Genomic DNA, 25,488 nt, shown 5'->3' on the forward strand with positions numbered 1-25,488 from the left:
GAGAGACGCAGAATCGCACGTTCGGGCACCGAATCGTGCGATTCTGCGTCTGCTCGGCGATCCTGCCAGCGCGCCGCCCCGTCCGGTGGTATCACGGGAGAAGGCGTAGGCGTAATCCATCGTCCCGGGTCGGGCTAGGAGCACACGCACGTGGTTGACACGGCAGACGTGAGGACTGAACCGTCGCCCGGTGATGAGCGTGTCGACGCCGCCACCGCCGAGCAGTCACCGCACGCCTTGCTCGCCCCGCTGCTACCGGGCGGTGAACCAGTCGAGTCGCTGCTGCGCAAGGCGCAGTACTTCACCGCCGGCACACCCACTCCCGACCATCGCGAGGTACACCGGCGCGGCGGCCGCGGCGCCGAGGAGTTCTACCGCGAGCGGTGGCGGCACGGCAAAGAGGTGCGCTCGACGCACGGGGTGAACTGCACCGGCTCGTGCTCGTGGAAGGTGTTCGTCAAGGAAGGCATCATCGCCTGGGAGACCCAGGCCACCGACTATCCGTCTGTCGGCCCGGACAGCCCCGAGTACGAGCCGCGCGGCTGTCCGCGGGGCGCCTCGTTTTCCTGGTACACCTATTCGCCGTCGCGGGTGAAGTTTCCGTACGTCCGCCAGCCGCTGCTGGAGATGTGGCGGGAAACCCGTGCGCGCCTTGAAGATCCGGTCGAGGCGTGGGCCGAGATCACCGCCGACCCGGCACGCACGGCCCGGTACAAAGAGAATCGCGGCAAGGGCGGGTTCCTGCGCACCACGTGGCAAGAGGTCAGCGAGCTGATCGCGGCCGCCCACGTGCACACGATCAAGACCTACGGCCCCGACCGGGTGGTGGGGTTCTCTCCGATTCCGGCGATGTCGCAGGTCTCCTACGCCGCGGGCACGCGGTTCTTGTCGATGATCGGCGGCACGATCCTGTCGTTCTACGACTGGTACGCCGACATGCCGCTGGCCTCGCCGCAGGTCTACGGCGACCAGACCGACGTGCCGGAGTCCGGCGACTGGTTCAACTCGGCGTACCTGATCATCTGGGGCACCAACCTGCCGATCACCCGAACCCCGGACGCGCACTTCATGGTCGAGGCCCGCTACCGCGGGCAGAAGGTCGTCGTCGTCAGCCCCGACTACTCGGATCACACCAAGTTCGCCGACGATTGGCTCGCGTGCGCGCCGGGCGCCGATGGCGCGCTGGCGATGGCGATGGGCCACGTGGTGCTATCGGAGTTCTTCCGCGACCGGCAGGTGCCCTACTTCCAGCAGTACGTGAAGACCTACACCGACCTCCCGTTCCTGGTGACCCTGCGCGAACACGGCGATGCGTATGTGCCCGACCGGTTCCTCACCGCCGCCGATCTCGGCCACAACGACGAACGCGCCGTGCACCAGACCGTACTGCTTGATGCCAAGACCGGAGAACCGGTCGTGCCCAACGGCACGCTGGCCGACCACTACACCGACGCAGGCAAGGGCAAGTGGAACCTCGACCTCGGCGACGTCGACCCGGTGTTGAGTCTGCACGGCCGCGGCGGCGAGGCGGTCGCAATTGACTTGCCCCGCTTCGACATCGGCGAGACCGAGGGCGGCGCGGCGATCCGCCGCGGCGTCCCGGTGATGCGAATCGGTGATCGCCTGGTGACGACGGTGTTCGACCTGCTGATGGCCCACTACGCGGTGCGCCGCGACGGGCTGCCCGGCGAGTGGCCCACCGGCTACGACGATGCGTCGCAACCGTATACGCCGGCGTGGCAGGAGGCGATCACCTCGGTGCCCGCCGCCGCGGCAGCACGGGTCGCCCGCGAATTCGCCCGCAGCGCAGAGCTTTCCAAGGGCCGGTCGATGATCGCGATGGGCGCGGGCACCAACCACTGGTTCCACTCCGACCAGATCTACCGCACCTTCTTCACACTGACCATGCTGTGCGGCTGTCAGGGCGTCAACGGCGGCGGCTGGGCGCACTACGTGGGGCAGGAGAAGGTGCGGCCGCTGACCGGCTGGCAGCAGGTCGCGTTCGGGCTGGACTGGCAACGGCCCACCCGGCACATGACCGGGACGTCGTTCTTCTACTTGCACACCGACCAGTGGCGCTACGAGCAGTTCGGCGCCGACGAACTGTCCACCCCGCTGGGCCCGGGACTGTTTCGCGGCAAGGCGGTGGTCGACGCGCTGGCCCAAGCCTCCCGGCTGGGCTGGACGCCCACCTTCCCCACCTTCGACCGCAACACGCTGGAATTGGCCGACGCGGCAGCGCAGGCCGGTAAGAGCGTCGCGGATTACGTGGTCGACGAACTGCAAAGTGGCCGTTTGCATTTCGCCGGTGAAGACCCGGACAACCCGGTGAACTTCCCGAGGGTGCTGACGGTGTGGCGGGCCAACCTGCTGGGGTCCTCGGGCAAGGGCATGGAGTACTTCATGAAGCACCTGCTCGGCACCCACAACGCAGTGCGCGCCGACGAGACCCCCGAAGAGCTGCGCCCGGCAGAGGTGCGCTGGCACGACGAAGCACCCTGCGGCAAGCTGGATTTGGCCGTGGCCATCGACTTCCGGATGACCAGCACCTGCACGTATTCCGACGTCGTATTGCCGGCGGCCACCTGGTACGAGAAGCACGACATCTCCACCACCGACATGCATCCATTCGTGCACTCGTTCAACCCGGCCATCCCCCCGCCGTGGGACGCCCGCACCGACTTCGACGCGTTCGCCACCATCGCACGTGACTTCTCCCGGCTGGCCGCCAAGCACCTGGGGACCCGCACCGACGTGATCGCCGCCCCGCTGCTGCACGACAGCGCCGACGAGCTGGCCCAGCCCGGCGGGGTGGTGCGCGACTGGCGTTACGGCGAATGCGAGCCGGTGCCCGGCAAGACCATGCCGAAGCTGGTGACCGTCGAGCGCGACTACGGCGCGGTGGCCGAGAAGATGGCCGCGCTCGGCCCGCTGGTCGAGACGGCCGGCACCCAGGTCAAGAGCGTATCCTGGAAACCCGTTGCGGCCGTGGACTTTCTGGCCCGCAAGAACGGCACCGTGCACCGCGGGGTCGCCGCCGGGCGGCCGTCGCTGGCCCGCGACGTCCACATGGCCGAGGCGATCCTGGCGTTGTCGGGCACCACCAACGGCGCGGTGGCACTACAAGGCTGGGAGGCGCTGGAGGAGCGCACCGGCATGCGTCTGGCGGACCTGGCCGAGGAGCGCGCCGGTGAACACATCACATTCGAGGACACCCAGATCCAGCCGCGCTCGGTGATGACCTCACCTGAGTGGTCGGGCAGCGAGACCGGCGGGCGCCGCTACTCCCCGTTCGTCGTCAACGTCGAACGCAAGAAACCCTGGCACACGCTGACCGGGCGGATGCACTTCTTCCTCGACCACGACTGGATCGCCGAATACGGCGAGTGGCTGCCGGTTTACCGGCCACCGCTGAACTACTCGAGACACTTCGGCAACCAGGCACTCGGTGAGGAAGGCCGGCCCGACGTCACCGTGCGCTACCTCACCCCGCATTCCAAGTGGTCGATCCACTCGGAGTACCAGGACAACCTGCACATGCTGCGGCTGTTCCGCGGCGGGCCGGTGATCTGGATGAGCCCGGCCGACGCCGCCACAATCGGTGTGGCCGACAACGATTGGATCGAGGCCTACAACCGCAACGGCGTGGTGGCCTGCCGGGCCGTCGTCACCCACCGGATGCCCAAAGGCACGGTGTTCATGTACCACGCGATGGACCGGCATCTGATGACCCCGAAGTCCGAGGTGTCGGGATGGCATGGCGGCGGCGATAATTCGCTGACCCGGCTGGCGGTCAAACCGACCCACATGATCGGCGGCTACGCCCAGATGTCGTTCGGCTTCAACTATTACGGTCCCACCGGCAACCAGCGCGACGAGATCACCGTCATCCGTCGCCGCTCGCAGGAGGTGCAGTACTGATGCGGGTGATGGCGCACGTGGCGATGGTGATGAACCTCGACAAGTGCATCGGCTGCCACACGTGCACGGTCACCTGCAAGCAGGTGTGGACCAACCGGCCCGGAACCGAGTACGTCTACTTCAACAATGTCGAAACCAAGCCCGGCATCGGCTATCCCAAACGCTACGAAGACCAGGAACAGTGGCACGGCGGCTGGACCCTGGACCGCAAGGGCCGGTTGCAACTCAAGGCGGGCGGGCGGCTGCGCAAGCTGCTGTCGATCTTCTACAACCCGGACCTGCCCAGCATCGACGACTACGGCGACCCGTGGACGTATGACTATCAGACCGTCATCGACGCGCCGCTGGGCACCGCAAACCCCAGCGCGCACTCGATTTCGGCGCTGACCGGACGCGACATGACCGTACAGTGGGGCAGCAACTTCGACGACGACCTGGCCGGCGCACCCAAGTTCGCCGTCGACGACCCGAACCTGGCCGGCCTCGAGGACCGGGTCAAGATGGAATTCGAGCAGGTATTCATGTTCTACCTGCCGCGCATCTGCGAGCACTGCCTCAACCCGTCGTGTGTGGCGTCCTGCCCGTCGGGGGCGATGTACAAGCGCGCCGACGACGGCATCGTGCTGGTGGACCAGGACCGCTGCCGGGGCTGGCGGTTCTGCGTGTCCGGATGTCCTTACAAGAAGGTGTATTTCAACCACCGCACTGGCAAGGCGGAAAAATGCACATTCTGCTATCCGCGCACCGAGCAGGGCATGCCGACGGTCTGCTCGGAAACTTGCGTGGGCCGGCTGCGCTATCTGGGCCTGTTCCTCTACGACGCCGACAAGGTGCTGGGTGCGGCCGCCACGCCCGACCTTCAAGACCTCTACGAGGCCCAGCTCGGCGTGTTCTTGGATCCGAATGACCCGACCGTGCAGGCCGAAGCCGCACGGGCGGGCATCCCGCACGACTGGATTCAGGCCGCGCAGCGCTCCCCCGTCTACGAGCTGGCGGTGCGGCACAAGGTCGCGCTCCCGCTGCACCCGGAATTCCGTACGCTGCCGATGGTTTGGTACATCCCGCCGCTGTCACCGGTGGCCGACGTGGTCAATGCCGCCGGCTACGACGACAACCCCGACAACGTGTTCGCGACCATCGACGCGCTGCGCATCCCGATCGAATACCTTGCCAACCTGTTCACCGCCGGCGACGCCGAAGTGGTGCGCACCGTTCTGCGCAAACTGGCTGCGGTGCGGGCTATTCAGCGCGCCGGGCAGCTCGGCCTCGACGTCGACGAGAACCTGCCCGCATCGGTCGGCGCCACCACCGACGATCTCGCCGACCTGTACCGGCTGCTGGCCATCGCGAAATACGAAGAGCGCTATGTGATTCCGCCGGCACACACCGAAGAGGCCGGCAAGCTGATGGGTCAGCACGAGCAGCTGTTCTGCAGCCTCGACACCGACGGCGGCCCCGGCATGGGCGGTTACGGCCCTCCCGAAACAGACGGTGGCAGAAGAGGTTTCAACCTGCTGAACTGGAACGGCAAGGACCGGGCGCCCGGGATGTTCCCCAAGGCTGGCCAATGAACACCGCCACGGTCAAGCTGGCCTCGGTGCTGCTGCAATACCCGACGACGGCACTGTTCGACGGTCTCGACGCGCTCGAGAAGTTCGCTGCCGACACCACCCCGAAGCCGGCGCGGGAATCGTTCGGCCGGTTCCTGGGCTGGCTGCGCGCCACCCCGCCCGACGAGGTGGCGCAGCACTACGTGCAGACATTCGACCTGCACCGGCGATGCACGCTGTATCTGACCTACTACCGCTACGGCGACACCCGCAAGCGCGGCATGGCGATGGTCATCTTCAAAACCGCTTACCGCGACGCCGGTTTCGTCCCCTCCGACGACGAGCTGCCCGACTACCTGCCGATGGTGCTCGACTTCGCCGCGCTGTGCCCGCGGGGCAAGCGGCTGCTCGCGGGACATCGCGCCGACCTGGAGTTGTTGCGGCGCAACCTGACCAAGGCCGAATCGCCCTACGCCGACGTCGTCGCCGCGGTGATCGCCGACCTGCCCGGCCTCGGCAAGCGGGAGCTGGAGCAGGTGCGGGCCGCCTGGGAGGCCGGCCCGCCCCGCGAAGACGTCGGGCTGGAGCCGTTCGCCCCGCCCGAATACCTCTCCGGCTACGGAAGCGGGGGCGCGCCATGGCAACCATGACCACCTGGAACATCTGGTGGTGGGTGATCCTGCCCTACATCGCGCTCGTCGTCTTCGTCGTCGGCCACATCTGGCGCTGGCGCTACGACCAGTTCGGCTGGACCAGCCGCTCGACCCAACTGCAGGAGCGCCGGCTGCTCAAATGGGGTTCGCCGCTGTTCCACTACGCCACGTTCGCCGCGATCGCCGGACACGTCCTGGGCATCCTCGTGCCCAAGGAGTTCACCGACTGGCTCGGCATCCCCGAAACCTGGTACCAGGATTTCTCCGCGGTCGCCGGCTCGACCGCCGCGGTCGGCATCCTGATCGGCGCCGGCATACTGACGTTCCGCCGCACCGCCATCCCCCGCGTGCGCGCCACCACCAGCGCCGTCGACTACCTGGCGCTGATCCTGCTCGGCATCATCGTGCTGCTGGGCATCTTCCTGACCCTCGGCATCGAGGACACCTCGCACTACGAGTACCGCAACACCGTCGGCGTCTGGTTCCGCAGCCTGTTCGCCTTGCACCCCAACGTCAGGGCGATCACCAGCGCGCCGTGGCTTTACCAGGTGCACGCCGTCGCGTCGTGGGCGATCTTCCTGGTGTGGCCGTTCAGCCGCCTGGTCCACGCGTGGAGCTATCCGCTGTGGTACTTGTGGCGGCCCTATATTGTCATCCGCAGCCGTGTCGCGAAGCAGCCCCAAGAGCCGGGCACCGGCGGGCGGAAGTGGCGAAAGATTGGTGTCCCTTACTGAGACCGACCGGGCAACCGGCGTCCGCGAAGCAGTACGAACGCTGCATCCCGGCTACTTCGCGCTGGTGATGGCCACCGGCATCGTGTCGATCGGGATGCACAACCACGGCATGTACGCGCTGTCGGTGGTGTTGCTGTGGCTGGGCTTTTTGTTCTTCGCCGTCCTGGTCGTTCTGACCACGGCACGGATCGTTCTTTTCCGCGCCGACTTCGCCGCGGACCTGCGCGACCCACGCCGCGCGTTCGGGTCCTTCACGTTCGTTGCCGCCGCCGACGTGCTGGGCACCCGGCTGGCCGTCGACACCCATTACCGAATTGCGTTGGCGCTGTTGCTGGTCGGCTCGCTGGCGTGGCTGGTTCTGGGCTACGTGGTGCCCTGGGCCGCGGTGTTGCGCACCACGCACCGGCCGGTTCTGCAGCACGCCAACGGCACCTGGTTCATCTGGGTGGTGGCAAGCGAGTCGGTCGCGGTGCTCGCGGCAGCGCTGGAACCCGAGCTGGAAACCGGGCGACGGGAACTGGCGCTGCTCGCGGTGCTGTGCTGGTCGGTCGGGGTATTCCTCTACGGCGCCGCCGGCATCTTCGTCGGCGCGCGGATGCTGCTTTACGGGCTGAAACCCGAGGACCTCACCCCGCCGCTGTGGGTGTCGATGGGCGCCACCGCGATCACCGTGGTCGCCGGCGCCCGGATCGTCGAGATGGCACACGCGCCGATGGTCGACGCCACCAGCGGCCTGATCGCCGGAATGTCAGTGGTGTTCTGGGCCTTCGGCACCTGGCTGATCCCGCCGCTGATCGGCGCCGGCATCTGGAAGCACGTGGTGCATCGCATCCCGCTGCGCTACGAGGCGCCGCTGTGGAGTGTGGTGTTCCCGCTGGGCATGTACGGGGTGGGCGGCGACTACCTGGGCAAGGCCGACCGGCTGCCGATCGTGGAATACATCGGCGCCGACGAAAGCTGGATCGCCTTGGCGGCGTGGGTGATCACGTTTGTCGCGATGCTGCACCACGTGGTGACCACGCTCAGGCGTCCGGAGGCGCAAAGCTCCAGTTGTCCGGATTCTTCTGTGAGTACAGCACCGGCAGCAGCTGACCCATCGTCGGCCAGTCGTCGACGTTGACGGCCATGCGCTGATAGACGGGGTGCTCGTTGACGGTCGGCCCGTTGATCACTCCGGCGATCGTGACGAACTGCTGGCCGGCGGCGTCGGGCCGCGGACTGACGCCGGTCACCAGCAAGGTCCCGCTGAGCGCGTCGGCGGTCCGTCGCTGACGCAGCCTGGGCGCCAAGAGCACCAGCACCGCGCCGATCAGCAAAAGAAGCACACCGATTTCCCAGCCCATTCGGCCATGGTAGGACTACCACCATGACGCGCCCCGACGATCTCGCCGTGGCGTTGGCACTGGCGGACCGCGCCGACGCGGTGACGCTGGCCCGGTTCGGTGCGCTGGATCTGCAGGTCGACACCAAACCGGACCTCACGCCGGTGACCGACGCCGACCGGGCCGTCGAAACCGAGCTGCGCGAGGCGCTGGCCCGCGAGCGTCCCGACGACAGCATCGTCGGCGAAGAGTTCGGCGGCTCAACGGCTTTCAGCGGGCGGCAGTGGGTTGTCGACCCGATCGACGGCACCAAGAACTTCGTCCGCGGGGTGCCGGTGTGGGCCAGCTTGATCGCGTTGCTCGACGACGGCGTGCCGCGCGTCGGGGTGGTCAGCGCACCCGCGCTGCAGCGGCGGTGGTGGGCGGCCGCCGGCGAGGGCGCGTTCACGACGGTCGGCAACTATCCGCCGCGACGGCTGTCGGTGTCCTCGGTGGCGGAGCTGAGCGCGGCCAGCCTGTCGTTCTCCAGCCTTTCCGGGTGGGCGCAACTCGGGCTGCGCGACCGCTTTGTCGAACTGACCGACGACGTGTGGCGGGTGCGCGCCTACGGCGACTTCTGGTCGTACTGCCTGGTGGCCGAGGGGGCCGTCGACGTCGCCGCCGAACCGGAGGTGTCGGTGTGGGACCTTGCCGCACTCGACATTTTGGTGCGCGAGGCGGGCGGGACGTTCACGAGCCTCGACGGTGCGCCCGGCCCGCACGGCGGCACCGCGGTGGCCACCAACGGACTGTTGCACGAGCAGGTGCTAGCCAGGCTGCGCGCGTAACCTTAAGCGTCGGGAGCTTTCGCGATGACCGACCCGTTCACGATCCCGACACAGCACTGGCATCGCCTCGACGACGGCCGGATTCAGTGCGACGTGTGTCCGCGGGCCTGCAAGCTGCACGAGGGCCAGCGCGGCCTGTGCTTCGTCCGCGGCCGCATCGGCGATCAGATCCAGCTCACGAGTTACGGGCGCTCGAGCGGGTTTTGCGTCGACCCGGTCGAGAAGAAGCCGCTCAACCACTTCCTGCCCGGCTCGGCGGTGTTGTCGTTCGGCACCGCGGGCTGCAACCTGGCCTGCAAGTTCTGTCAGAACTGGGACATCTCCAAGTCCCGCGAGACCGACACCCTGACCAGCCGCGCCACGCCGGACGACATCGCCCGGGTTGCCGACGAATTGGGTTGTCGCAGTGTGGCTTTCACGTACAACGATCCGACCATCTTCTGGGAATACGCCGCAGATGTCGCCGACGCCTGCCACCAGCGGGGCATCGAATCGATCGCGGTGACGGCGGGCTACATGTGCGCTGCGCCACGCGCGGAGTTCTACCGGCACATCGACGCCGCCAACGTCGACCTGAAGGCGTTCACCGAAGACTTCTACCGCAAGGTGTGCGTCGGACATCTCGACGACGTGCTGGACACACTGATCTACCTGTGCCGCGAAACCGACGTGTGGGTGGAGATCACCACGCTGCTGATACCCGGCCGAAACGACAGCGACGCCGAGATCGCCGCGCAGTGCGCCTGGATCGCCGAGAACCTGGGCGTCGATGTGCCGGTGCACTTCACCGCATTTCACCCGGACTACAAGATGACCGACACGCCGCCGACCCCACCGGCGACGCTGATGCGGGCCCGGCGGATCGGCATCGCGGAAGGCCTGCGCTACGTCTACACCGGAAACATCCATGACCCCGACGGCGGAACCACCTCGTGTCCGGGGTGCGGGTCGGCGGTCGTCGTGCGCGACTGGTATGCGATGCGGGGCTACGCGCTGACCGACGACGGCCGCTGCCGCGAGTGTGGTTTCCGGGTGGCGGGTGTCTACGACGGCCCGGCGGGGCAATGGGGGCGACGGCGCCTGCCGCTGCTGACCAGCCTGAGCAAGGTGTGAAGTATTTAACAGGCGCGTTCTATCTTACTCCGGAGTAAGATCGGCGGTACCGCATTGGCCCAACGACCGTGCTCAATAAAAAGGCTGCTGACATGACCAACACCGTCCCCGCCACCAACGGACGCCCCAAGCGAACCGGCCGAAAGACCGCCGTCGGCGAATACAAACACAAGCGAACCGGGATCGACATCAGCCTGGCGCTGCTCACCCCGATCGTCGGCCAGGACTTCCTGGACAAATACCACCTGCGCGACCCGCTGAACAAGACCCTGCGCTACGGCGTCAAGACGATGTTCTCCGCCGCCGGCGCCACCAACCGGCAATTCAAGAAGGTTCAAGGCCTGCGCGGTGGGCCCACCCGGCTGAAGGCAAGCGGCAAGGACTACTTCGACCTGACGCCCGACGACGACCAGAAGCTGATCGTCCAAACCGTCGAAGAGTTCGCCGAAGAGGTGCTGCGCCCGGCCGCGCATGACGCAGACGAAGCCACGACCTATCCGCCGGACCTGATCGCCAAGGCGGCGGAGCTTGGCATCACCGCCGTCAACGTTCCGGAAGACTTCGAGGGCATCGCCGAACACCGCTCCAGCGTCACCAATGTGCTTGTGGCCGAGGCGCTGGCGTACGGCGACATGGGTTTGGCCCTGCCGATTCTGGCGCCCGCGGGTGTGGCGGCGGCGCTCACCCATTGGGGCAGCGCCGACCAACAGGCCACGTACCTCAAGGAATTCGCCGGCGAGAACGTTCCGCAGGCGTGCGTGGCGATCGCCGAACCCCAGCCGTTGTTCGACCCGACGGCCCTGAAGACCACAGCAGTGCGCACTCCGAGCGGCTACCGGCTCGACGGGGTGAAGTCGTTGGTGCCGGCGGCCGCCGACGCCGAGCTGTTCATCGTCGCCGCGCAACTCAACGGCAAGCCGGCGCTGTTCATCGTCGAGTCGTCGACGAAGGGCCTGACCGTCAAGCCCGACCCCAGCATGGGCATCCGTGCGGCGGCGCTGGGCCAGGTCGAGTTGGACAAGGTGTCGGTACCGTTGAGCGCCCGCCTCGGCGAGGACGACGCCAGCGACGCCGACTACTCCGAGGCGATCGCGCTATCCCGGCTGGGTTGGGCGGCATTGGCGGTCGGCACCTCGCACGCGGTGCTCGACTACGTCGTGCCCTACGTCAAAGAACGCGAAGCGTTCGGGGAGCCGATCGCCCACCGCCAGTCGGTGGCGTTCATGTGCGCCAACATCGCGATCGAGCTCGACGGCCTGCGGATGATCACCTGGCGCGGCGCGGCACGGGCCGAGCAGGGCCTGTCGTTCACCCGTGAAGCGGCGCTGGCCAAGCGACTCGGCGCCGACAAGGGCATGCAGATCGGCCTGGACGGCGTGCAGCTGCTCGGCGGTCACGGCTACACCAAGGAACACCCGGTCGAGCGGTGGTACCGCGACCTGCGAGCCATCGGCGTCGCCGAGGGCGTCGTAGTTATCTAAAAGACCTGCAACCCGAAAGACCAATCATGGCAATCAATTTGGAACTTCCCCGCAAGATGCATGCCGTCATCGACAAGGCGCACCAGGGTGCCGCCGAGATGATGCGGCCGATCGCACGCAAGTACGACCTGAACGAGCACGCCTATCCCGTCGAGCTCGACACGCTGGCCAACCTGTTCGAAGGAGCCGTCGAATCCAACGGCCTGGGGCTCTCCGGGGCCGAAGCGTTCCGAGCGAGCGAAAGCAAGGACGAAAACCGCAACGGCGCCAACATGGCAGCGGTGCTGCAAGCGTTGGAAGCCAGTTGGGGCGACGCGGCGATGATGCTCTCGATGCCCTACCAAGGGCTGGGAAACGCCGCGATCTCCGGTGTGGCCACCGACGAACAGCTGCAGCGCCTGGGCAAGGTGTGGGCGGCGATGGCCATCACCGAACCGGGATTCGGATCGGACTCCGCCGCCGTGTCGACCACCGCCAAGCTCGACGGCGACGAGTACGTGATCAACGGCGAGAAGATCTTCGTCACCGCGGGTTCGCGCGCCACGCACATCGTGGTGTGGGCGACGCTGGACAAGTCGAAGGGGCGTCCGGCGATCAAGTCGTTCATCGTGCCGCGGGAGCACCCGGGTGTGACTGTCGAGCGGCTCGAGAACAAGCTGGGCATCAAGGGCTCCGACACCGCGGTGATCCGGTTCGACAACGCACGGATCCCCAAGGACAACCTGCTGGGCAACCCGGAGATCGAGCCCGGCAAGGGGTTCGCCGGGGTTATGGAGACCTTCGACAACACCCGGCCGGTTGTCGCCGCCATGGCCGTCGGTGTAGCCCGCGCCGCCTTGGAGGAGCTCCGCAAGATCCTGACGAACGCCGGTGTCGAGATCTCCTACGACAAGCCGTCGCACGCCCAAAGTGCCGCCGCCGCAGAGTTTTTGCGGATGGAGGCCGACTGGGAGGCCAGCTACCTGCTGACGCTGCGTTCGGCGTGGCAGGCCGACAACAGCATCCCCAACTCCAAAGAAGCGTCGATGGCCAAGGCCAAGGCCGGCCGCGTCGGCAGCGACATCACGTGTAAGGCCGTCGAATTGGCCGGCACCGCAGGCTATTCCGAGCAGTCTCTGCTGGAGAAGTGGGCACGCGATTCGAAGATCATGGACATCTTCGAGGGCACACAGCAGATCCAGCAGCTGGTGGTGGCGCGACGGCTGCTGGGGCTGAGTTCGGCCGAACTCAAGTAAGTTTGCGCGCCCCGCGCCGTGCGCCAGCGTGCGGCTGGCCGCACGCTCGACGCCGACTGTGTGCCTGGCCGCACACTCGGGCTAGCTGAACAGGCCGGTGACCGTTCCTTCGGTGTGGGCCATCGCCTGGCCGGCCTCGCTGATCGTGTTTGCGAGGTTCTGCAACGCATCGTTGAGTTCCGTCGCGGTGCGATCCCACCGGGTCTGGATGGCGTGGTAGGCCTCCGAACCGGACCCGGTCCACGCCGCCATCAGCGTGGTCAGCGAACCCCGGCCCTCGTCGAGCAGGCCGTGGGTGGTCTGGACCGCAGCCTGAAGGTCACTGGCTCCGCCTTCGATGCCGGCGAAGTTCCATACCTGTTCAGTCATCGCGTTGCTCCGTTTGCGTTTGCGGTTGCATCGATGCTACTGGATGCGTCGGTGTGCTCATGACACCAATTTCGGCGGTGCTCGCTGGTCTTTGGTGCCGCGGCTCGGCGGCCATTCGGTAGTTATGCCGTCGACAAACGCGGTAGCTCGACCATCGAGATTTCGTGAGCCTCGCCCGGCTCGATCCCCATGGCGCGCAACAAAAGCTCGGCCGTCGACGACCCGGCCTCGCGCCAGGTCTGATGGCCTTCGAGCACCATCCACATCGCGCTCACAGTGGCGCCGAGGACCAGCGAGGCGATGCTGTCGACGCCCAGCGAGCCGAAGTCGTACCGACCGGCTGCGACGCCAGCGCTGATGTCACGCATGGGCGGTCCGGTCATCACGGCGCGCAGTGATTCCTCGGACAATCCGAACTTAACGGCGAAGCGGCCGAGGGTCGGATTCTCATGCGCGTAGCGAACCCACAATCGCACGCCGGTAGCTAGCCGCGCCGCGGGGTCGTCGATGCCGGCGAAGCTCGCCGAGACTCGCTGATGCAGGTCTGCGCTGAATTCGGCGACCACGCGATCAAACAAGTCACTCACGGACCCGATATTGCGGTAGAGGGTGCCACGGGCCACGTTCGCCGCTTGGGCCAATTCGCTGATGGTCAACTGCGTCGTTCCCTTTTCGACGAACAGTCGGACGGCGGCGTCGCTGATCCGCTGATCCGTGGGTGTGGTCATGGAGCTTTCCTAGGTTCGGTCCAACGAACGATCAGATAGTACACCTATGTTCCATCAATGCAGATTTTGCAATGTGAGAGGCATACTTGACTAATATTGAACATATATGTTCAATACTTCTAACGCACACGGAAGCCAACACACCATGACGAAGACAGCGCACCAAGACCTGCACAGCGAGCAGGGCGCCCTCGCGGGCGAGCATCCAGGCCGATCACGCAACCCGGTCATCAAGGTTCACGACATCGCGTGGTTGGAATTCGAGAAACCCGACCTGACCCTGGCGGAGGCGTTCGCGCACGCCTTCGGTTTCGCAACCGTCCTGCGCAGCGACACCGAACTGCAACTGCGCGGCACCGACGCGGGCGCACCGTGCGTGATCATCCGCCGCGGCGCAACCACACGCTTCCGCGGTATAGCGTTCACCGCGCACGACGAGTCCGACCTGCTTCGGTTGGCGAAGGCGACCGGCGCGCGGACCCGCCCATTGCCCGACACCATCCGCGGGCTGACCGTCGACCTGGTCGATCCTAGCGGCATCCCGGTACGCGTTGTGGCCGGCACACATCCGCTCGAAGCGCTTGCCGGACACCAAGTACCTCACACGTTCAACTTCGGCCACGACCTTCGTCGCGTCAACGCCACCCAACGACCGCCACGCATTCCCACCAAGGTCCAGCGACTGGGCCACGTCGTACTTCAGAGCACCAAATACCTTGCCGCACTGAACTGGTACCTCGACAACCTCGGGATGATCGTCAGCGACTTCCTGTTCTTCCCCGGCCAGCGTGACCGCGGACCGGCCCTCAGTTTCATCCGCTGCGACCGCGGTTCGACGCCCGCCGATCACCACACCCTGGCCCTAGTACTGGGCCCGTCAAACCGCTACGTGCACTCGGCGTATCAGGTGTGTGACCTCGACGCGCTTGCAGCCGGCGGCGAGTATCTCAAAGACCATGGCTACCAACGGTCCTGGGGGATCGGCCGGCACATCCAGGGTAGTCAGATCTTCGACTACTGGCGCGACCCCGACGGTTTCCTGGTCGAGCACTTCACCGACGGCGACATGTTCGACAACACCCTCGAACCCGGTTGGGCACCGTTCACCGCCTCGGGCCTCGCGCAATGGGGACCACCGGCCACCAAGGACTTCCTGGGCACCAGCCCGAGACACGCCCGCGGCGAAGCCCTAGCAGTGTTGACCGCGCTTCGCGGCGACAACGAATTCGACATCCACCGCCTCATCGGCCTACTGAAAGTTGCCAAGTCATGACCATCTCCATCCTGCACACCGTCGACGCCTGGTGGGTCGAAACCCCAACTGGTGCAGCCAAGATCGATACCAGCGCAACCACCACCGCCGGGATGCTGGCCGACCGCGCCACCATCGACGCCGCCGCCACACGCGGCGATACCGTTCCCGTCGACAGCCTCGACCTGGTGTCGCCGGTGACCACGCCGTGCCGGGTGGTGGCGCAGATGACCAACTACGCCTCCCATGTCAAGGACGCCGGCATGGATCCCAAGACCATCCCGCTGACGTTCTTCCGCAAGTCGTCGGCGTCGATCACCGGGCCGCTCGATCACATCGTCAAACCGGCCCATGTCCGATTCCTGGACTACGAGGTCGAGATCGGTCTCGTCATTGGCCGCGACATTCCTGTCGGCACAACCATTTCCGATACAAACCTGTCCGAATTCATCGCCGGATTGGTGGTTACCAACGATGTGTCGGCGCGCGACATCCAGCTGCCGCAGACCCAGTTCTACGAGGCGAAGTCCTACCCCACCTTCACCCCGGTCGGGCCCGCGTTGGTGCTGCTGGACGCGAACGAACTGAAACGCTTTGGCGACCTTCGGCTGCGATTGCGCGTGAATGGTGAACTGCGCCAGGACATGCTGGTCGACGACGACATGCTGTACCGGCCGGTGCAGGCGCTGCAGTCGCTGGCACGCTTCCAGGATCTGGCCGCCGGCGACCTGATCATGACCGGTACTCCCGCCGGCACCGCGCTGAGCGCCCCGCCAAAGCCGATCGAGATCATCGGCTCGCTGCTACCGCCCGCGGTGAAGTGGAAGGCCTTCTTCAAACGGCAATCCGGCAACACCAAGTATCTGCACGACGGGGACGTCGTGGAGACCGCCATTGCCACGGACGACGGCGCCGTCGACCTCGGCGCTCAGCGCAACACCGTGAGGTACGCATGAAACGCAAACCATCCCGAGTCCCGGTCTACAAGCCAGACATCTACTCCGTCGACGCCATCATCGATCCTTACCCTCATTACCAGCGGCTACGGGGCCTCGGTTCAGTGGTGTGGTTGACCAAGCAGAAGGTGTTCGCGCTTCCCCGCTACGCCGAGTGCAAGGCCGTGCTGCTCGACGACAACACCTTCCTGTCCGGAAAGGGGGTCGCCCTCAATCCGATCAGCAACCGACTGTCCCGCGGCACGACACTCACCAGCGATGGCGCCGAACACGACCAGCGACGGAAGCTTCTCGCGCACCGGATGCTACCGCGCGCGTTGCGTGAGATAAGCGACAGCGTGGACGCGACGGCTTCGGCGGTCGTCGAAGCGGCGCTCCACAAAGGCGAGATCGATGGTGTCAGCGACCTCGCGGCCGCGCTTCCACTCGCCGTCGTTCCCGACCTCATCGGTTGGCCCCGAGACCAACGCGATCACCTCATCGAGTGGGGTGGGGCCGCGTTCGACGTCCTAGGCCCGCTCAACTGGCAAGCGATCAAGGCAATGCCCGGTACGTTACGCATGCTGCGCTTCGCGCGCCGCGTCGTACACCAGCGCACGTTTCTCGACGGCAGCATTGCACACGAACTGATGACCGCCGCCGACCAAGGAAAGCTGTCGCACACCGAATGCCCGCCGCTGATGGTCGACTATCTCGTGCCATCGATAGACACCACCATGAGTGCCATCTCCAATACGCTGTACTTGTTCGCCAGACACCCCGAGCAGTGGCAGCTACTCAAGGACAAGCCGACGCTGATGGCGAACGCCATCAATGAAGTGGTCCGCTACGAGGCACCACTGCGCGCATTCGCGCGCTGTGTGCGCCAGCCGACTGAAATCGACGGTGTGACAATTTCTTCCGGCACGCGCGTCCTGGTGATGTTTGCCTCGGCGAACCGAGACGAACGTGAGTGGGAGGAGCCCGTGGTCTTCGATATCCGCCGCGACGCCGGCCGTCAAATCGGGTTCGGGCAGGGCGCCCACGCCTGCGCCGGTCAAAGCTTGGCTCGAATGGAGGCGACCGCCGTGCTTCGCGCGCTCATCGAGAGGGTAGGCCGGATCGAAGTCGCCGGCCCACCGACATGGGCGATCAACAACATCATTCGCCGCCATGAACGCCTGCCCCTCAAGCTGATCGCCGCGTAGCAACCATTCCTCGATCGGAGCGTCATGCACCTTGCATTCATCATCGTATCCGCTTTCTTGGCGCTGGAGATGGCTGTCACCGGAGTTCCAAAGCTCCTACAGCTCAGTGTTGTTCGAGCAAGCGCGGAGCATCTTGGGGTAAGCGCCGGGCTGGACCGAATCATTGGAGTGGCCGAGGTCGCGGCGGCAGCGGCTCTATTGGTTGGAATCGCCTTTCCTGCGCTGTCCATCCTGACCGGTGCCGCGGTGTGCCTACTCATGTTCGGCGCCGTCGGCTACCACATCAAAGCCGAAGACAAAGCCGCCAGGGCGCTCCCGGCAGTGCTGACGGCTGCAGCTGCCATCGCGGTGGTTGCGCTCGCTGCCGCCGCACCGGGTGGATCGTGGTCAACGATCCTGTGATCCCCTCTACCGTCGTCGCCACCACGGGCCGGCAATGTCAATCGTGTACTACGTCCCTACCGAAGACGACGAGGTCCTCGTGTCAACCATGGCGGGACGGGCGAAGGCGAACGCCGTAGCACGGGATGGGAAGGTCAGTCTTTGCGTGCTCGGCCGAGCGCTGGACGTTCTCTTTCCTTCAGGTGTACGCCGACGCCGTCATAGACCGTGACCCGAGCCGGTCGTTGACGTGATGATGGCCGTTAGCTGGTGTCGCCCTTGTATAAGTCGCAGCGGACCGGTGCTCACTCCACCGAGTCCTTCTCGGCACTCAGGTCAAGCGCGATGTCGACGAGCATGTCCTCTTGGCCACCGACCAACCCGCGGCGTCCGGCCTCTTCGAGCAGGGTGCGGGCGTCGACGCCGTAACGTGTTGCGGCGGTTTCGGCATGGCGCAGGAAGCTCGAGTACACCCCTGCGTAGCCGAGTGTGAGAGTTTCGCGGTCGACGCGCACCGGTCGCTGCTGCAGCGGGCGGACGATATCGTCGGCGGCGTCTTGAAGGGCATGAAGATCGCAGCCGTGCTTCCAGCCCAGGCGGTTGGCAGCCGCAATGAACACCTCGAGCGGTGCGTTGCCGGCGCCTGCGCCCATGCCCGTCAGTGAAGCGTCGACGCGACATGCGCCGTGCTCGACGGCGACGATCGAATTGGCGACACCCAGCGACAAGTTGTGGTGGGCATGAATACCGATTTCCGTTGTGGGTAGCAGGCTTTGGCGCAACGCGTCGACGCGGTCCGCGACGTCACCCATGGTCATGGCACCGCCGGAGTCGACGACATAGATACAGGTGGCACCGTACGCTTCCATGAGCTTGGCCTGACCGGCCAGTGCGGTGGGCGTAGTCATATGGCTCATCATGAGGAAGCCGACAGTATCCATCCCAAGTTCGCGCGCTGCAGCAATGTGCTTGGCGGAGATGTCGGCTTCGGTGCAGTGCGTGCCCACCCGCACGACATCGGCACCCGCGGTGTGTGCGTCCTTCAGCTCGCGCACGGTGCCGATGCCGGGCAGTACCAGAGTGGCAACCTTGGCATTTTGAACTACGGCGACAACGGCTTCGATCCATTCCAGGTCGGTGCGGGCGCCAAAACCGTAGACGCAGCTCGATCCACCCAGTCCGTCGCCATGCGCGACCTCGATGGAATCCACCCCGGCGGAGTCAAGTGCCGCAGCAATGGTCGCGGCTTGCTCGATGCTGTATTGGTGGCGCACAGCATGCATGCCGTCGCGCAGGGTGACATCGCTGACGTAGATCATGATGTGGCTCCGGCACCCGTGACTTCGACCAAAACGCTCACCCGGGAGCCGGTGAACTTGCCAGTCTCGGGGATATGCAACGGGTTCTGAGAACTGAACGTTTCGAACTGAATACGCTGCTTCAGCCGGTAACCGGGCACGGACTCTCTGACACGCTCGACCATCGCCAGCACGTCGCTCTCGATCCGCTGATGGTCAACGCCCCCGTCGACGAGGCAGTAGACCGTGTTGCGCATCATGATGGGCGGCTCGGCCGAGTTGAGGACCATGATCGCCTTGGCGCGCTGCGCTCCGCCGTCGACTTGCAGTGCGGCCGCTGCGGTTTCGATGAATTCATCGATGCCCGCGCGAGTGCCGGGGCTGGCCGACTTCGAGGAGATCGACGACACAACCTCGGCATACGACACAGTTCCGCTGCGCGCCACCGCGGTGACGATCGGCACGGTGGCTGCCAGAGTGAGGTCGAGCTCGGTACCCATGGTTGTGCCTTACGTGAAGCTCAGCGACACCGCACCGAGACCGCTGATGGTGGTGGCGACGTCGTCGCCGGCGTGTACGAACGGGGCCGAGGTGATCGATCCGGAGATGACGAAATGACCGGGCATGATCTCGGTTCCGAATGAACCCAGCGCGTTGGCAAGCCAGGCGACCGCGGCAACGGGATCGCCCATCACCGCGGCACCCGTCCCCGAGTCCATTTCGGTTCCGTTGGCGCACAACGATGCCCGCGCACAGGACAGGTCGATGGCATCGTCGAACGACACCCACTCACCGAGGACAACTGCTCCAGAACTGGCGTTATCCGCGACGGTGTCGGGCAGCGTCAGCCGCCACTTGTCGATTCGGCTGTCGACGACCTCCAACGCGACAGCCACCGCCTCCGTGGCGTCGCGGACCTCGTCGACCGTGATCCCAGGTCCGCGCAACGGAGCCCGGAACAGGAAGGCGACCTCGGCCTCGACCCGGGGCGCGCAGAACCGAGCGACGGGCACCGCCGATCCGTTGGCGAGCACCATGTCGTCGAGGATGTAGCCGAAATCGGGTTCGTCGACCCCGAGCAGCATTTGCATCGACTCGGAGGTGAGGCCGATCTTGTGACCTACCAGAGCGCGCCCGTCACGGAGGCGGCGATGCAGATTGACCTGCTGGATGGCATAGGCATCAGCGACGGCTAGCCCGGGATAGCGCTCCGTGAGCGGACCAATCGGCGTTCGGGTGGTTTGAGCCGCATTCAGCAGATCGGCACTCTCTTGGATCACGTTGCGTGTCAGGGTCATTGGCCGGCGCTCTCGGATAGCATCCGCGCGGCGGTGTCGTAAAGCGCGTGGGCATGCAACTCGAACAGCCCGATCAGGTCCACGGCGTCGCCGCCGATCTCCTTGGCGATGAACAGCCCGTCGGCGCCGGCGATCGCGTAGGTGACCAGTTGGTGGATCTGGGCGTCGGTAAGTCCTGGGCCCAGTTCAGCCAGCGTCGCGGCAAGCTGCTCCTGCGTTTGCGTCCGGACTTGGATGAACATCGCTCGCGCCCGCGGCTCGACGGGTCGACGTTCCAGCGCCAGCATCAGCCCGAGTCGAATGAAGTCGGGTGAGTCCAGCAGGGCCTTCGCGATTTGCATCGCCATGCCCACGACGCGCTCATCTGCTGCGCCTTCGCTGGGGACCTGCCAGGCCTTCAACCAGCCGGCGAAGCTGCGCTCGATGACCGCCGCGATCAGGTCGTCCTTGTCCTTGAAATGCCAGTAGATGGAACTGGCCGGTAAACCGCATTTGGCGCTGACCAGCGCGATGCTGGTGCCTTCGTAGCCGCGCTCCGCCGAGATTTCGGTGGCGGCGTCGAGGATGCGTTCCCGTGACAGTTCGCCGTCGGCGCGCTTGCGCCGTTTCGGCTGATCCTTAGCTGCCATTCCGGTCTCCTCTTGACTCCGTAATGATCGCTACATTACCGTAGTGATCACTACAGAACAAGCCCTGACGACAAGAGGCCATCGTGAGCACTTCAGATAGCTATGACGTAGCCGTGATCGGTTATGGGCCGACCGGTGCCACAGCCGCGAACCTGTTGGGGCAGGCCGGCCTGAAAGTGCTTGTGGTCGAGCGTGATTCCGATGTGTATAACCGAGCGCGGGCGATCTCCACCGACGAAGAGGTGATGCGGATATGGCAGTCGGTGGGCCTGGCTGACCGCTTGCAGCAGGACATGCTGCCCGACCGGCCGCTGAACTTCGTCGACGCGGACGGCGTTCCCTTCATCGACCTGAAAATCACCTCGCGCGGGAGCGGACATCCACCGCAGCAGTTCCTGTATCAGCCCGCGGTCGACCACGTGCTGCGCGAGGGCGTGCAGCGTTTCGCGGACGTCGACGTGCTGCTGGAACACGAATGCCTGCGTGTACTGCCTCAGGGCGCCGAAGTCGAGCTCATGCTGGCCGACTTACGTACCGACACCTTCAAGCGGTTTCGCGCGTCTTATGTGATCGCCGCCGACGGTGGATCCTCGGCAACCCGCGGTCATCTGGGCGTCGGCTACACCGGCCGCACCTATTCTGAGCGCTGGGTCGTCATCGACACCAAAGTCCTCAAGGAATGGGATACCCACGACCGCTTGCGGTTCCACTGCAATCCGGCCCGACCGACTGTCGACTGCCCCACCCCCCTCGGCCACCATCGCTGGGAGTACCCCGCGCGCGAATGCGAAGACGACCAAGAACTGTTGCGCGAAGCCGCAATTTGGAAGGTGTTGGGCGACCAGGGAATTACGCCCGAGAATGTGAAGATCCTGCGGGCCGTCATCTACAGCCACCACGTCCGCGTCGCAGACCGTTGGCGGGTGGGTCGGGTCTTTCTGGCCGGCGATGCCGCGCACGCCATGCCGCCGTGGATCGGCCAGGGCATGTCGGCCGGAGTGCGCGACGTCGCCAACTTGTGCTGGAAACTTGCCGCCGTCGTCCGCGGACAAGCACCCGACTCGCTGCTCGACTCTTACCAGGCCGAACGTCAACCCCACGTCATCGAGGTCACCCGGCGTGCCTGCTTCGCCGGCCGGATCATCACCGAGCGCAACCGAGTCGTCGCCGCGGTACGCAACCATGTGCTGCGCACGCTCACCCGTCTGCCCGGCCTCGACGCCCGCCTGCAGAGACTGACCTGGATCCCCGATGCCCGCTACCGCGAGGGCTTCTTCGCCGCCGGCAATCACCGTGCTGTCGGTTGGCAGATCCCGCAGCCGTGGGTGTCGGACGCCACGGGTGCGAGGGTTCGCCTCGACGATGTCCTCGGCGGGCGGTGGGCCATCCTGCATGTCGGCGCGCCGCCGGCCGGCGCGCAGGCCTGGACCGAACTGGGCGTTCCGTCTCTACAGATCACCGAACCCACGCTGATCGATTGGCTGCGGCGGAAAAGGGCGGCGGCCGTCGTACTGCGACCCGACGGATTCATTTATGCCGCAGCCGAATCCGGACACCAGCTGCCCCTACCGCCAGCCATCCGCGTCAAGACTGAGGCCACCGCATGACCACAACCAATTTGACCGAACACACTGTCACGGTGGCCGGCAAGCCGATCTTCGTAGCCGAAACCGGCAGTGGCTCTCCAGTGGTGATGCTGCACGGCGGCGGCCCCGGCGCCTCCGGTGTTTCCAACTACTCGCGCAACATCGACGCGCTTGCAGCACGCTTTCGGGTGATCGTGCCCGACATGCCCGGCTACGGACGCTCATGCAAGGGCGTCGACCAGCATGACCCGTTCGGCTACCTCGCCGACATGATCCGCGGCCTGCTCGACGAACTCGGTGTCCACATCGCACATCTGGTCGGCAACTCCTACGGCGGCGCGGCCGCCCTGCGGCTGGCCCTGGACACGCCGGACCGGGTCGCCAAGTTGGTACTGATGGGCCCCGGCGGCATCGGCACCACCCGCGGTCTTCCCACGGCCGGGCTGAAGAGTTTGCTGTCGTACTACGGCGGCGACGGTCCCAGCCGGGACAAGCTCGAGAAGTTCATCCGCAATTACCTTGTCTACGACGGTGCTTCGGTCCCCGACGACTTGATCGACCTGCGGTATGCGGCGTCGATCGATCCCGAGGTGGTGGCGAATCCACCACTACAACGCCCGTCCCGGGCGACGGCGCTGCGAACGCTGTGGCGCATGGACCTGACCCGAGACTCCCGGCTCACGGATCTGCTTACCCCGACACTGATCCTGTGGGGCCGCGACGACCGAGTCAACAGGCCGTCCGGTGGGCCGATGCTGCTCAACCTGATGCCCAACGCGCAACTGGTGATGACGTCGCACACCGGCCACTGGTTGCAGTGGGAGCGCGACGAGCTCTTCAACCAGCTCGTCACCGAATTCCTGAGCACACCTTCGGTTTTCGGCTAATGGACATTTTCGGCAACGTGCACCTCGGCTACGTCGTCATCGAAACCGACAAGTTCGGCGACTGGCGCCGTTTCGGCCGCGACGCCATCGGCATGCATCTGGATGAGACGCTGTCCGATGTGATCCGGTTTCGGCTCGACGACAGCGAATGCCGCTTCCTGCTGCAGCGCGGCCCGGCCGAAGATGTCACCGCGCTGGGTTGGCAACTCGACGACCACAACACCTTCGACGAAGTCATCTCGCGGGTCACCCGGCAGGGAGTGCCCTTGACCGAAGGCACTGCAGAGGAAGCCGCGCTGCGTGGTGTCGAGCGACTTGTGCGGTTCCCCGGACCGAACGGCTTGGCGCAGGAGATCTTCACGCGCGCGTACTCCAGCAGCACACCGTTGGAAATTGCGGTGCGCGACGGCTTCGTCACCGCGGAAGCCGGGATTGGACACGTCGCCGTGACGACAAAGAAGCCGCACCAGGTACATGGCTACTACGACACAGTGTTCGGCGCGCGGTTGTCCGACTACATCGACGAAACCATCAGTGGTGTCAAGCTGAAAATCCGCTTCCTACGAGTCAACCAGCGCCACCACTCGGTGGCGATCGCCGCCGTTAACCGGCTACCGATCAACCCGATTCGCACCCGTGTTCAGCACCTCAACATCCAGGTCGCCGATCTCGACGACATGGCGGCCTCCTATCAACGGGTCAAAGAACTCGGCTTTTCCATGGCACTGGCCATCGGCCAGCACACCAACGACCGTGAGCTGTCCTATTACGCGACGACGCCATCGGGTTTCGAATGGGAAGTGGGATGGAACCCGATTGTCGTCGACGAAAAGACCTGGGAACCCACGACATACCAGGGAATCAGCATCTGGGGCCACACGCCGGAGGGACAGACCATCGTCGACAAACTTATTCAGTTCAAAACGGCGGCCGCCTCGCTGGTCCGCCGCGAGGACGTCATCCCCGCACTATCCGGCAAGGAGGACGCGTGGCGCGAATCGACACCCATCATCACCTGATCCCGCCCGATTACCGAAAGGCGTTGCAGAAGGCTGGAATCGACGAAGCCGGCGGGAGGGCGCTGCCTGACTGGAGCCCGGAGGCGTCGTTGCAGACGATGGCCGAGCTCGACATCGGCACCGCGATCCTGTCGGTGTCTACCCCCGGTACCACCTTCTTGTCTAGCGCGGCCGACGCCGCCGCGCTGGCGCGTGACCTCAACGACTACAGCGCCGAGTTGGCTGCGACACAGCCTGACCGGTTCGGGTTTTTCGCCACCGTGTCGATGCCCCACATCGATGCCAGCGTCGCGGAAACCATTCGGGCACTCGATGGATTGAAGGCAGATGGGGTGGTGCTGCTAGCGAACAACGCCGGGGTGTACCTGGGCCAAGACGGCCAGGACCCGCTGTTCGAGGCACTCAACGAGCGCTCCGCCGTCGTCTTCATCCATCCCGCTGACTTGCCGGGACCGACCGTGCCGGGCATCCCGCCGTTCGCGGCCGACTTCCTGCTCGACACCACCCGAGCCGCCTACCTGCTGGTGCGCAACGGCATTCGAACCCGCTACCCCAACATCCGGTTCATCCTGAGCCACGCCGGCGGGTTCGTGCCGTATGCCAGTCACCGGATGGCGTTCGCGATCACCGCCGACACCGGGCGCAGTTGGGCCGACAGCATCGACGACTTCTCGAGTTTCTATTTCCACACCGCGCTGTCCTCCAGCGCTGCCGCACTGCCCAGCCTGGTGGCGTTCGCCAAGCCTGGCCACATCACGTTCGGGTCCGACTGGCCGTTCGCTCCGGTTGCGGCCGGAAAGCTCTTCGCGGCCGGGCTGGAAACCTATGCCGGGCTGGACGCCGATGGCCGCAGGGGCATCGAACGCACCAACGCGCTGGCACTGTTCCCTCGGCTTGGCGCTGCGCCACAACAGGTCTCACAGTCGCCTCTAGAAAGGGTGCGTCACGAGGTAAGCCGTTCCGTGATGCGAGGCATCGCGCGGTTGACGAACGCCCGGTAGTTATCCACAACCCCCGACGACAACCCGCGCGGCTCTGTCGGTCGGCCCACTTAACATGCCA

Annotated in this window: 23 protein-coding genes and 2 pseudogenes; 18 read left to right on the top strand and 7 right to left on the bottom strand. The window is 65.6% G+C overall.

Annotated elements, in window-relative coordinates; translation table 11 throughout:
• Nucleotides 1–237: 237 nt before the first annotated feature.
• From MFM001_RS09870 to MFM001_RS09890, 5 genes are read left to right on the top strand one after another with little or no spacing between them, the layout of a single operon-like run.
• Complete coding sequence (locus MFM001_RS09870; RefSeq protein WP_116375409.1) at nt 238–3,921, top strand: nitrate reductase subunit alpha; 3,684 nt, start codon at nt 238–240, stop codon at nt 3,919–3,921.
• The gene (gene narH / locus MFM001_RS09875) at nt 3,921–5,492 is read left to right on the top strand and encodes a nitrate reductase subunit beta (protein WP_116375104.1); all 1,572 of its coding nucleotides are present in this window, start codon (nt 3,921–3,923) and stop codon (nt 5,490–5,492) included. The genes MFM001_RS09870 and narH overlap by 1 nt, the downstream gene beginning before the upstream one ends.
• The gene (narJ, locus tag MFM001_RS09880) at nt 5,489–6,121 is read left to right on the top strand and encodes a nitrate reductase molybdenum cofactor assembly chaperone (RefSeq protein WP_116375105.1); all 633 of its coding nucleotides are present in this window, start codon (nt 5,489–5,491) and stop codon (nt 6,119–6,121) included. The genes narH and narJ overlap by 4 nt, the downstream gene beginning before the upstream one ends.
• Nucleotides 6,109–6,858, top strand: a complete 750-nt coding sequence (narI, locus tag MFM001_RS09885; protein WP_238159078.1) for a respiratory nitrate reductase subunit gamma — start codon at nt 6,109–6,111, stop codon at nt 6,856–6,858. Before narJ ends, narI begins: the two co-directional genes overlap by 13 nt.
• Nucleotides 6,845–7,978, top strand: a complete 1,134-nt coding sequence (locus tag MFM001_RS09890; protein WP_255422233.1) for a tellurite resistance/C4-dicarboxylate transporter family protein — start codon at nt 6,845–6,847, stop codon at nt 7,976–7,978. The genes narI and MFM001_RS09890 overlap by 14 nt, the downstream gene beginning before the upstream one ends.
• Here the strand turns inward: MFM001_RS09890 and MFM001_RS09895 are convergent.
• Nucleotides 7,881–8,201: a hypothetical protein gene (locus MFM001_RS09895; RefSeq protein WP_116375107.1), complete on the bottom strand. Its 321-nt coding sequence runs from the start codon at nt 8,199–8,201 to the stop codon at nt 7,881–7,883. The genes MFM001_RS09890 and MFM001_RS09895 overlap by 98 nt on opposite strands.
• A 23-nt stretch (nt 8,202–8,224) precedes the next feature.
• Here MFM001_RS09895 and hisN point away from each other — a divergent pair, with 23 nt between their 5' ends.
• The 4 genes from hisN to MFM001_RS09915 all read left to right on the top strand — a co-directional run bounded on the left by hisN (nt 8,225) and on the right by MFM001_RS09915 (nt 12,836).
• Entirely contained in the window at nt 8,225–9,007 is a 783-nt protein-coding gene (gene hisN, locus MFM001_RS09900; RefSeq protein WP_116375108.1) for a histidinol-phosphatase, read from the top strand.
• 24 nt (nt 9,008–9,031) lie between these two features.
• Nucleotides 9,032–10,120 (top strand): AmmeMemoRadiSam system radical SAM enzyme, encoded by a 1,089-nt coding sequence (gene amrS, locus MFM001_RS09905; protein ID WP_116375109.1) that lies wholly within the window; start codon nt 9,032–9,034, stop codon nt 10,118–10,120.
• A 92-nt stretch (nt 10,121–10,212) separates the two neighbouring features.
• The gene (locus MFM001_RS09910) at nt 10,213–11,601 is read left to right on the top strand and encodes an acyl-CoA dehydrogenase family protein (RefSeq protein ID WP_116375110.1); all 1,389 of its coding nucleotides are present in this window, start codon (nt 10,213–10,215) and stop codon (nt 11,599–11,601) included.
• 26 nt (nt 11,602–11,627) lie between these two features.
• On the top strand, nt 11,628–12,836 hold the full coding sequence (locus MFM001_RS09915; RefSeq protein ID WP_116375111.1) for an acyl-CoA dehydrogenase family protein: 1,209 nt from the start codon (nt 11,628–11,630) through the stop codon (nt 12,834–12,836).
• Between the two features lie 81 nt (nt 12,837–12,917).
• Here the strand turns inward: MFM001_RS09915 and MFM001_RS09920 are convergent, their stop codons facing one another.
• Both MFM001_RS09920 and MFM001_RS09925 read right to left on the bottom strand, forming a co-directional pair.
• The gene (locus tag MFM001_RS09920) at nt 12,918–13,205 is read right to left on the bottom strand and encodes a WXG100 family type VII secretion target (RefSeq protein ID WP_116375112.1); all 288 of its coding nucleotides are present in this window, start codon (nt 13,203–13,205) and stop codon (nt 12,918–12,920) included.
• Between the two features lie 122 nt (nt 13,206–13,327).
• Entirely contained in the window at nt 13,328–13,933 is a 606-nt protein-coding gene (locus MFM001_RS09925) for a TetR/AcrR family transcriptional regulator (RefSeq protein ID WP_116375113.1), read from the bottom strand.
• A 145-nt stretch (nt 13,934–14,078) separates the two neighbouring features.
• Here MFM001_RS09925 and MFM001_RS09930 point away from each other — a divergent pair, with 145 nt between their 5' ends.
• From MFM001_RS09930 to MFM001_RS24825, 5 genes and pseudogenes are all read left to right on the top strand, one after another.
• Nucleotides 14,079–15,206: a VOC family protein gene (locus MFM001_RS09930; RefSeq protein ID WP_116375114.1), complete on the top strand. Its 1,128-nt coding sequence runs from the start codon at nt 14,079–14,081 to the stop codon at nt 15,204–15,206.
• Entirely contained in the window at nt 15,203–16,141 is a 939-nt protein-coding gene (locus tag MFM001_RS09935; RefSeq protein WP_116375115.1) for a fumarylacetoacetate hydrolase family protein, read from the top strand. The genes MFM001_RS09930 and MFM001_RS09935 overlap by 4 nt, the downstream gene beginning before the upstream one ends.
• A complete protein-coding gene (locus MFM001_RS09940; RefSeq protein WP_116375116.1) occupies nt 16,138–17,328 on the top strand; it encodes a cytochrome P450 in 1,191 nt (396 codons plus the stop codon). The genes MFM001_RS09935 and MFM001_RS09940 overlap by 4 nt, the downstream gene beginning before the upstream one ends.
• Before the next feature lie 24 nt (nt 17,329–17,352).
• Complete coding sequence (locus tag MFM001_RS09945; RefSeq protein ID WP_116375117.1) at nt 17,353–17,730, top strand: DoxX family protein; 378 nt, start codon at nt 17,353–17,355, stop codon at nt 17,728–17,730.
• Between the two features lie 34 nt (nt 17,731–17,764).
• Nucleotides 17,765–17,977: pseudogene (locus tag MFM001_RS24825) on the top strand (pyridoxamine 5'-phosphate oxidase); the annotation flags it as partial.
• Between the two features lie 37 nt (nt 17,978–18,014).
• Here MFM001_RS24825 and dmpG read toward each other — a convergent pair.
• From dmpG to MFM001_RS09965, 4 genes and pseudogenes are all read right to left on the bottom strand, one after another.
• Nucleotides 18,015–19,028 (bottom strand): 4-hydroxy-2-oxovalerate aldolase, encoded by a 1,014-nt coding sequence (dmpG, locus tag MFM001_RS09950; protein WP_116375118.1) that lies wholly within the window; start codon nt 19,026–19,028, stop codon nt 18,015–18,017.
• 11 nt (nt 19,029–19,039) lie between these two features.
• Nucleotides 19,040–19,477 (bottom strand): annotated as a pseudogene (locus tag MFM001_RS09955) (acetaldehyde dehydrogenase (acetylating)); the annotation flags it as partial.
• Between the two features lie 39 nt (nt 19,478–19,516).
• Nucleotides 19,517–20,305 (bottom strand): 2-keto-4-pentenoate hydratase, encoded by a 789-nt coding sequence (locus MFM001_RS09960; protein ID WP_116375120.1) that lies wholly within the window; start codon nt 20,303–20,305, stop codon nt 19,517–19,519.
• Nucleotides 20,302–20,934: a TetR/AcrR family transcriptional regulator gene (locus MFM001_RS09965; RefSeq protein ID WP_116375121.1), complete on the bottom strand. Its 633-nt coding sequence runs from the start codon at nt 20,932–20,934 to the stop codon at nt 20,302–20,304. The genes MFM001_RS09960 and MFM001_RS09965 overlap by 4 nt, the downstream gene beginning before the upstream one ends.
• Nucleotides 20,935–21,017: 83 nt before the next feature.
• Here MFM001_RS09965 and MFM001_RS09970 point away from each other — a divergent pair, with 83 nt between their 5' ends.
• Genes MFM001_RS09970 through MFM001_RS09985 form a run of 4 tightly spaced genes read left to right on the top strand, consistent with a single transcriptional unit; the run spans nt 21,018 to nt 25,427 of the window.
• Nucleotides 21,018–22,541, top strand: coding sequence for a bifunctional 3-(3-hydroxy-phenyl)propionate/3-hydroxycinnamic acid hydroxylase (locus tag MFM001_RS09970; RefSeq protein ID WP_116375122.1), 1,524 nt, complete (start codon nt 21,018–21,020; stop codon nt 22,539–22,541).
• Entirely contained in the window at nt 22,538–23,407 is an 870-nt protein-coding gene (locus MFM001_RS09975) for an alpha/beta fold hydrolase (protein ID WP_116375123.1), read from the top strand. The genes MFM001_RS09970 and MFM001_RS09975 overlap by 4 nt, the downstream gene beginning before the upstream one ends.
• Complete coding sequence (locus tag MFM001_RS09980; RefSeq protein WP_116375124.1) at nt 23,407–24,426, top strand: VOC family protein; 1,020 nt, start codon at nt 23,407–23,409, stop codon at nt 24,424–24,426. The genes MFM001_RS09975 and MFM001_RS09980 overlap by 1 nt, the downstream gene beginning before the upstream one ends.
• Nucleotides 24,396–25,427, top strand: coding sequence for an amidohydrolase family protein (locus MFM001_RS09985; protein WP_116375125.1), 1,032 nt, complete (start codon nt 24,396–24,398; stop codon nt 25,425–25,427). Before MFM001_RS09980 ends, MFM001_RS09985 begins: the two co-directional genes overlap by 31 nt.
• Nucleotides 25,428–25,488 lie beyond the last annotated feature (61 nt).

Source organism: Mycobacterium sp. MFM001 (assembly GCF_003402475.1).
Lineage (GTDB): Bacteria > Actinomycetota > Actinomycetes > Mycobacteriales > Mycobacteriaceae > Mycobacterium.

Excerpts from the sequence above, each read along its gene's own strand:
- narH (WP_116375104.1), top strand. The coding sequence starts at position 3,921 with ATGCGGGTGATGGCGCACGTGGCGATGGTGATGAACCTCGACAAGTGC.
- narJ (WP_116375105.1), top strand. The coding sequence starts at position 5,489 with ATGAACACCGCCACGGTCAAGCTGGCCTCGGTGCTGCTGCAATACCCG.
- narI (WP_238159078.1), top strand. The coding sequence starts at position 6,109 with ATGGCAACCATGACCACCTGGAACATCTGGTGGTGGGTGATCCTGCCC.
- MFM001_RS09895 (WP_116375107.1), bottom strand. The coding sequence starts at position 8,201 with ATGGGCTGGGAAATCGGTGTGCTTCTTTTGCTGATCGGCGCGGTGCTG.
- hisN (WP_116375108.1), top strand. The coding sequence starts at position 8,225 with ATGACGCGCCCCGACGATCTCGCCGTGGCGTTGGCACTGGCGGACCGC.
- amrS (WP_116375109.1), top strand. The coding sequence starts at position 9,032 with ATGACCGACCCGTTCACGATCCCGACACAGCACTGGCATCGCCTCGAC.
- MFM001_RS09910 (WP_116375110.1), top strand. The coding sequence starts at position 10,213 with ATGACCAACACCGTCCCCGCCACCAACGGACGCCCCAAGCGAACCGGC.
- MFM001_RS09915 (WP_116375111.1), top strand. The coding sequence starts at position 11,628 with ATGGCAATCAATTTGGAACTTCCCCGCAAGATGCATGCCGTCATCGAC.
- MFM001_RS09920 (WP_116375112.1), bottom strand. The coding sequence starts at position 13,205 with ATGACTGAACAGGTATGGAACTTCGCCGGCATCGAAGGCGGAGCCAGT.
- MFM001_RS09925 (WP_116375113.1), bottom strand. The coding sequence starts at position 13,933 with ATGACCACACCCACGGATCAGCGGATCAGCGACGCCGCCGTCCGACTG.
- MFM001_RS09930 (WP_116375114.1), top strand. The coding sequence starts at position 14,079 with ATGACGAAGACAGCGCACCAAGACCTGCACAGCGAGCAGGGCGCCCTC.
- MFM001_RS09935 (WP_116375115.1), top strand. The coding sequence starts at position 15,203 with ATGACCATCTCCATCCTGCACACCGTCGACGCCTGGTGGGTCGAAACC.
- MFM001_RS09940 (WP_116375116.1), top strand. The coding sequence starts at position 16,138 with ATGAAACGCAAACCATCCCGAGTCCCGGTCTACAAGCCAGACATCTAC.
- MFM001_RS09945 (WP_116375117.1), top strand. The coding sequence starts at position 17,353 with ATGCACCTTGCATTCATCATCGTATCCGCTTTCTTGGCGCTGGAGATG.
- dmpG (WP_116375118.1), bottom strand. The coding sequence starts at position 19,028 with ATGATCTACGTCAGCGATGTCACCCTGCGCGACGGCATGCATGCTGTG.
- MFM001_RS09960 (WP_116375120.1), bottom strand. The coding sequence starts at position 20,305 with ATGACCCTGACACGCAACGTGATCCAAGAGAGTGCCGATCTGCTGAAT.
- MFM001_RS09965 (WP_116375121.1), bottom strand. The coding sequence starts at position 20,934 with ATGGCAGCTAAGGATCAGCCGAAACGGCGCAAGCGCGCCGACGGCGAA.
- MFM001_RS09975 (WP_116375123.1), top strand. The coding sequence starts at position 22,538 with ATGACCACAACCAATTTGACCGAACACACTGTCACGGTGGCCGGCAAG.
- MFM001_RS09980 (WP_116375124.1), top strand. The coding sequence starts at position 23,407 with ATGGACATTTTCGGCAACGTGCACCTCGGCTACGTCGTCATCGAAACC.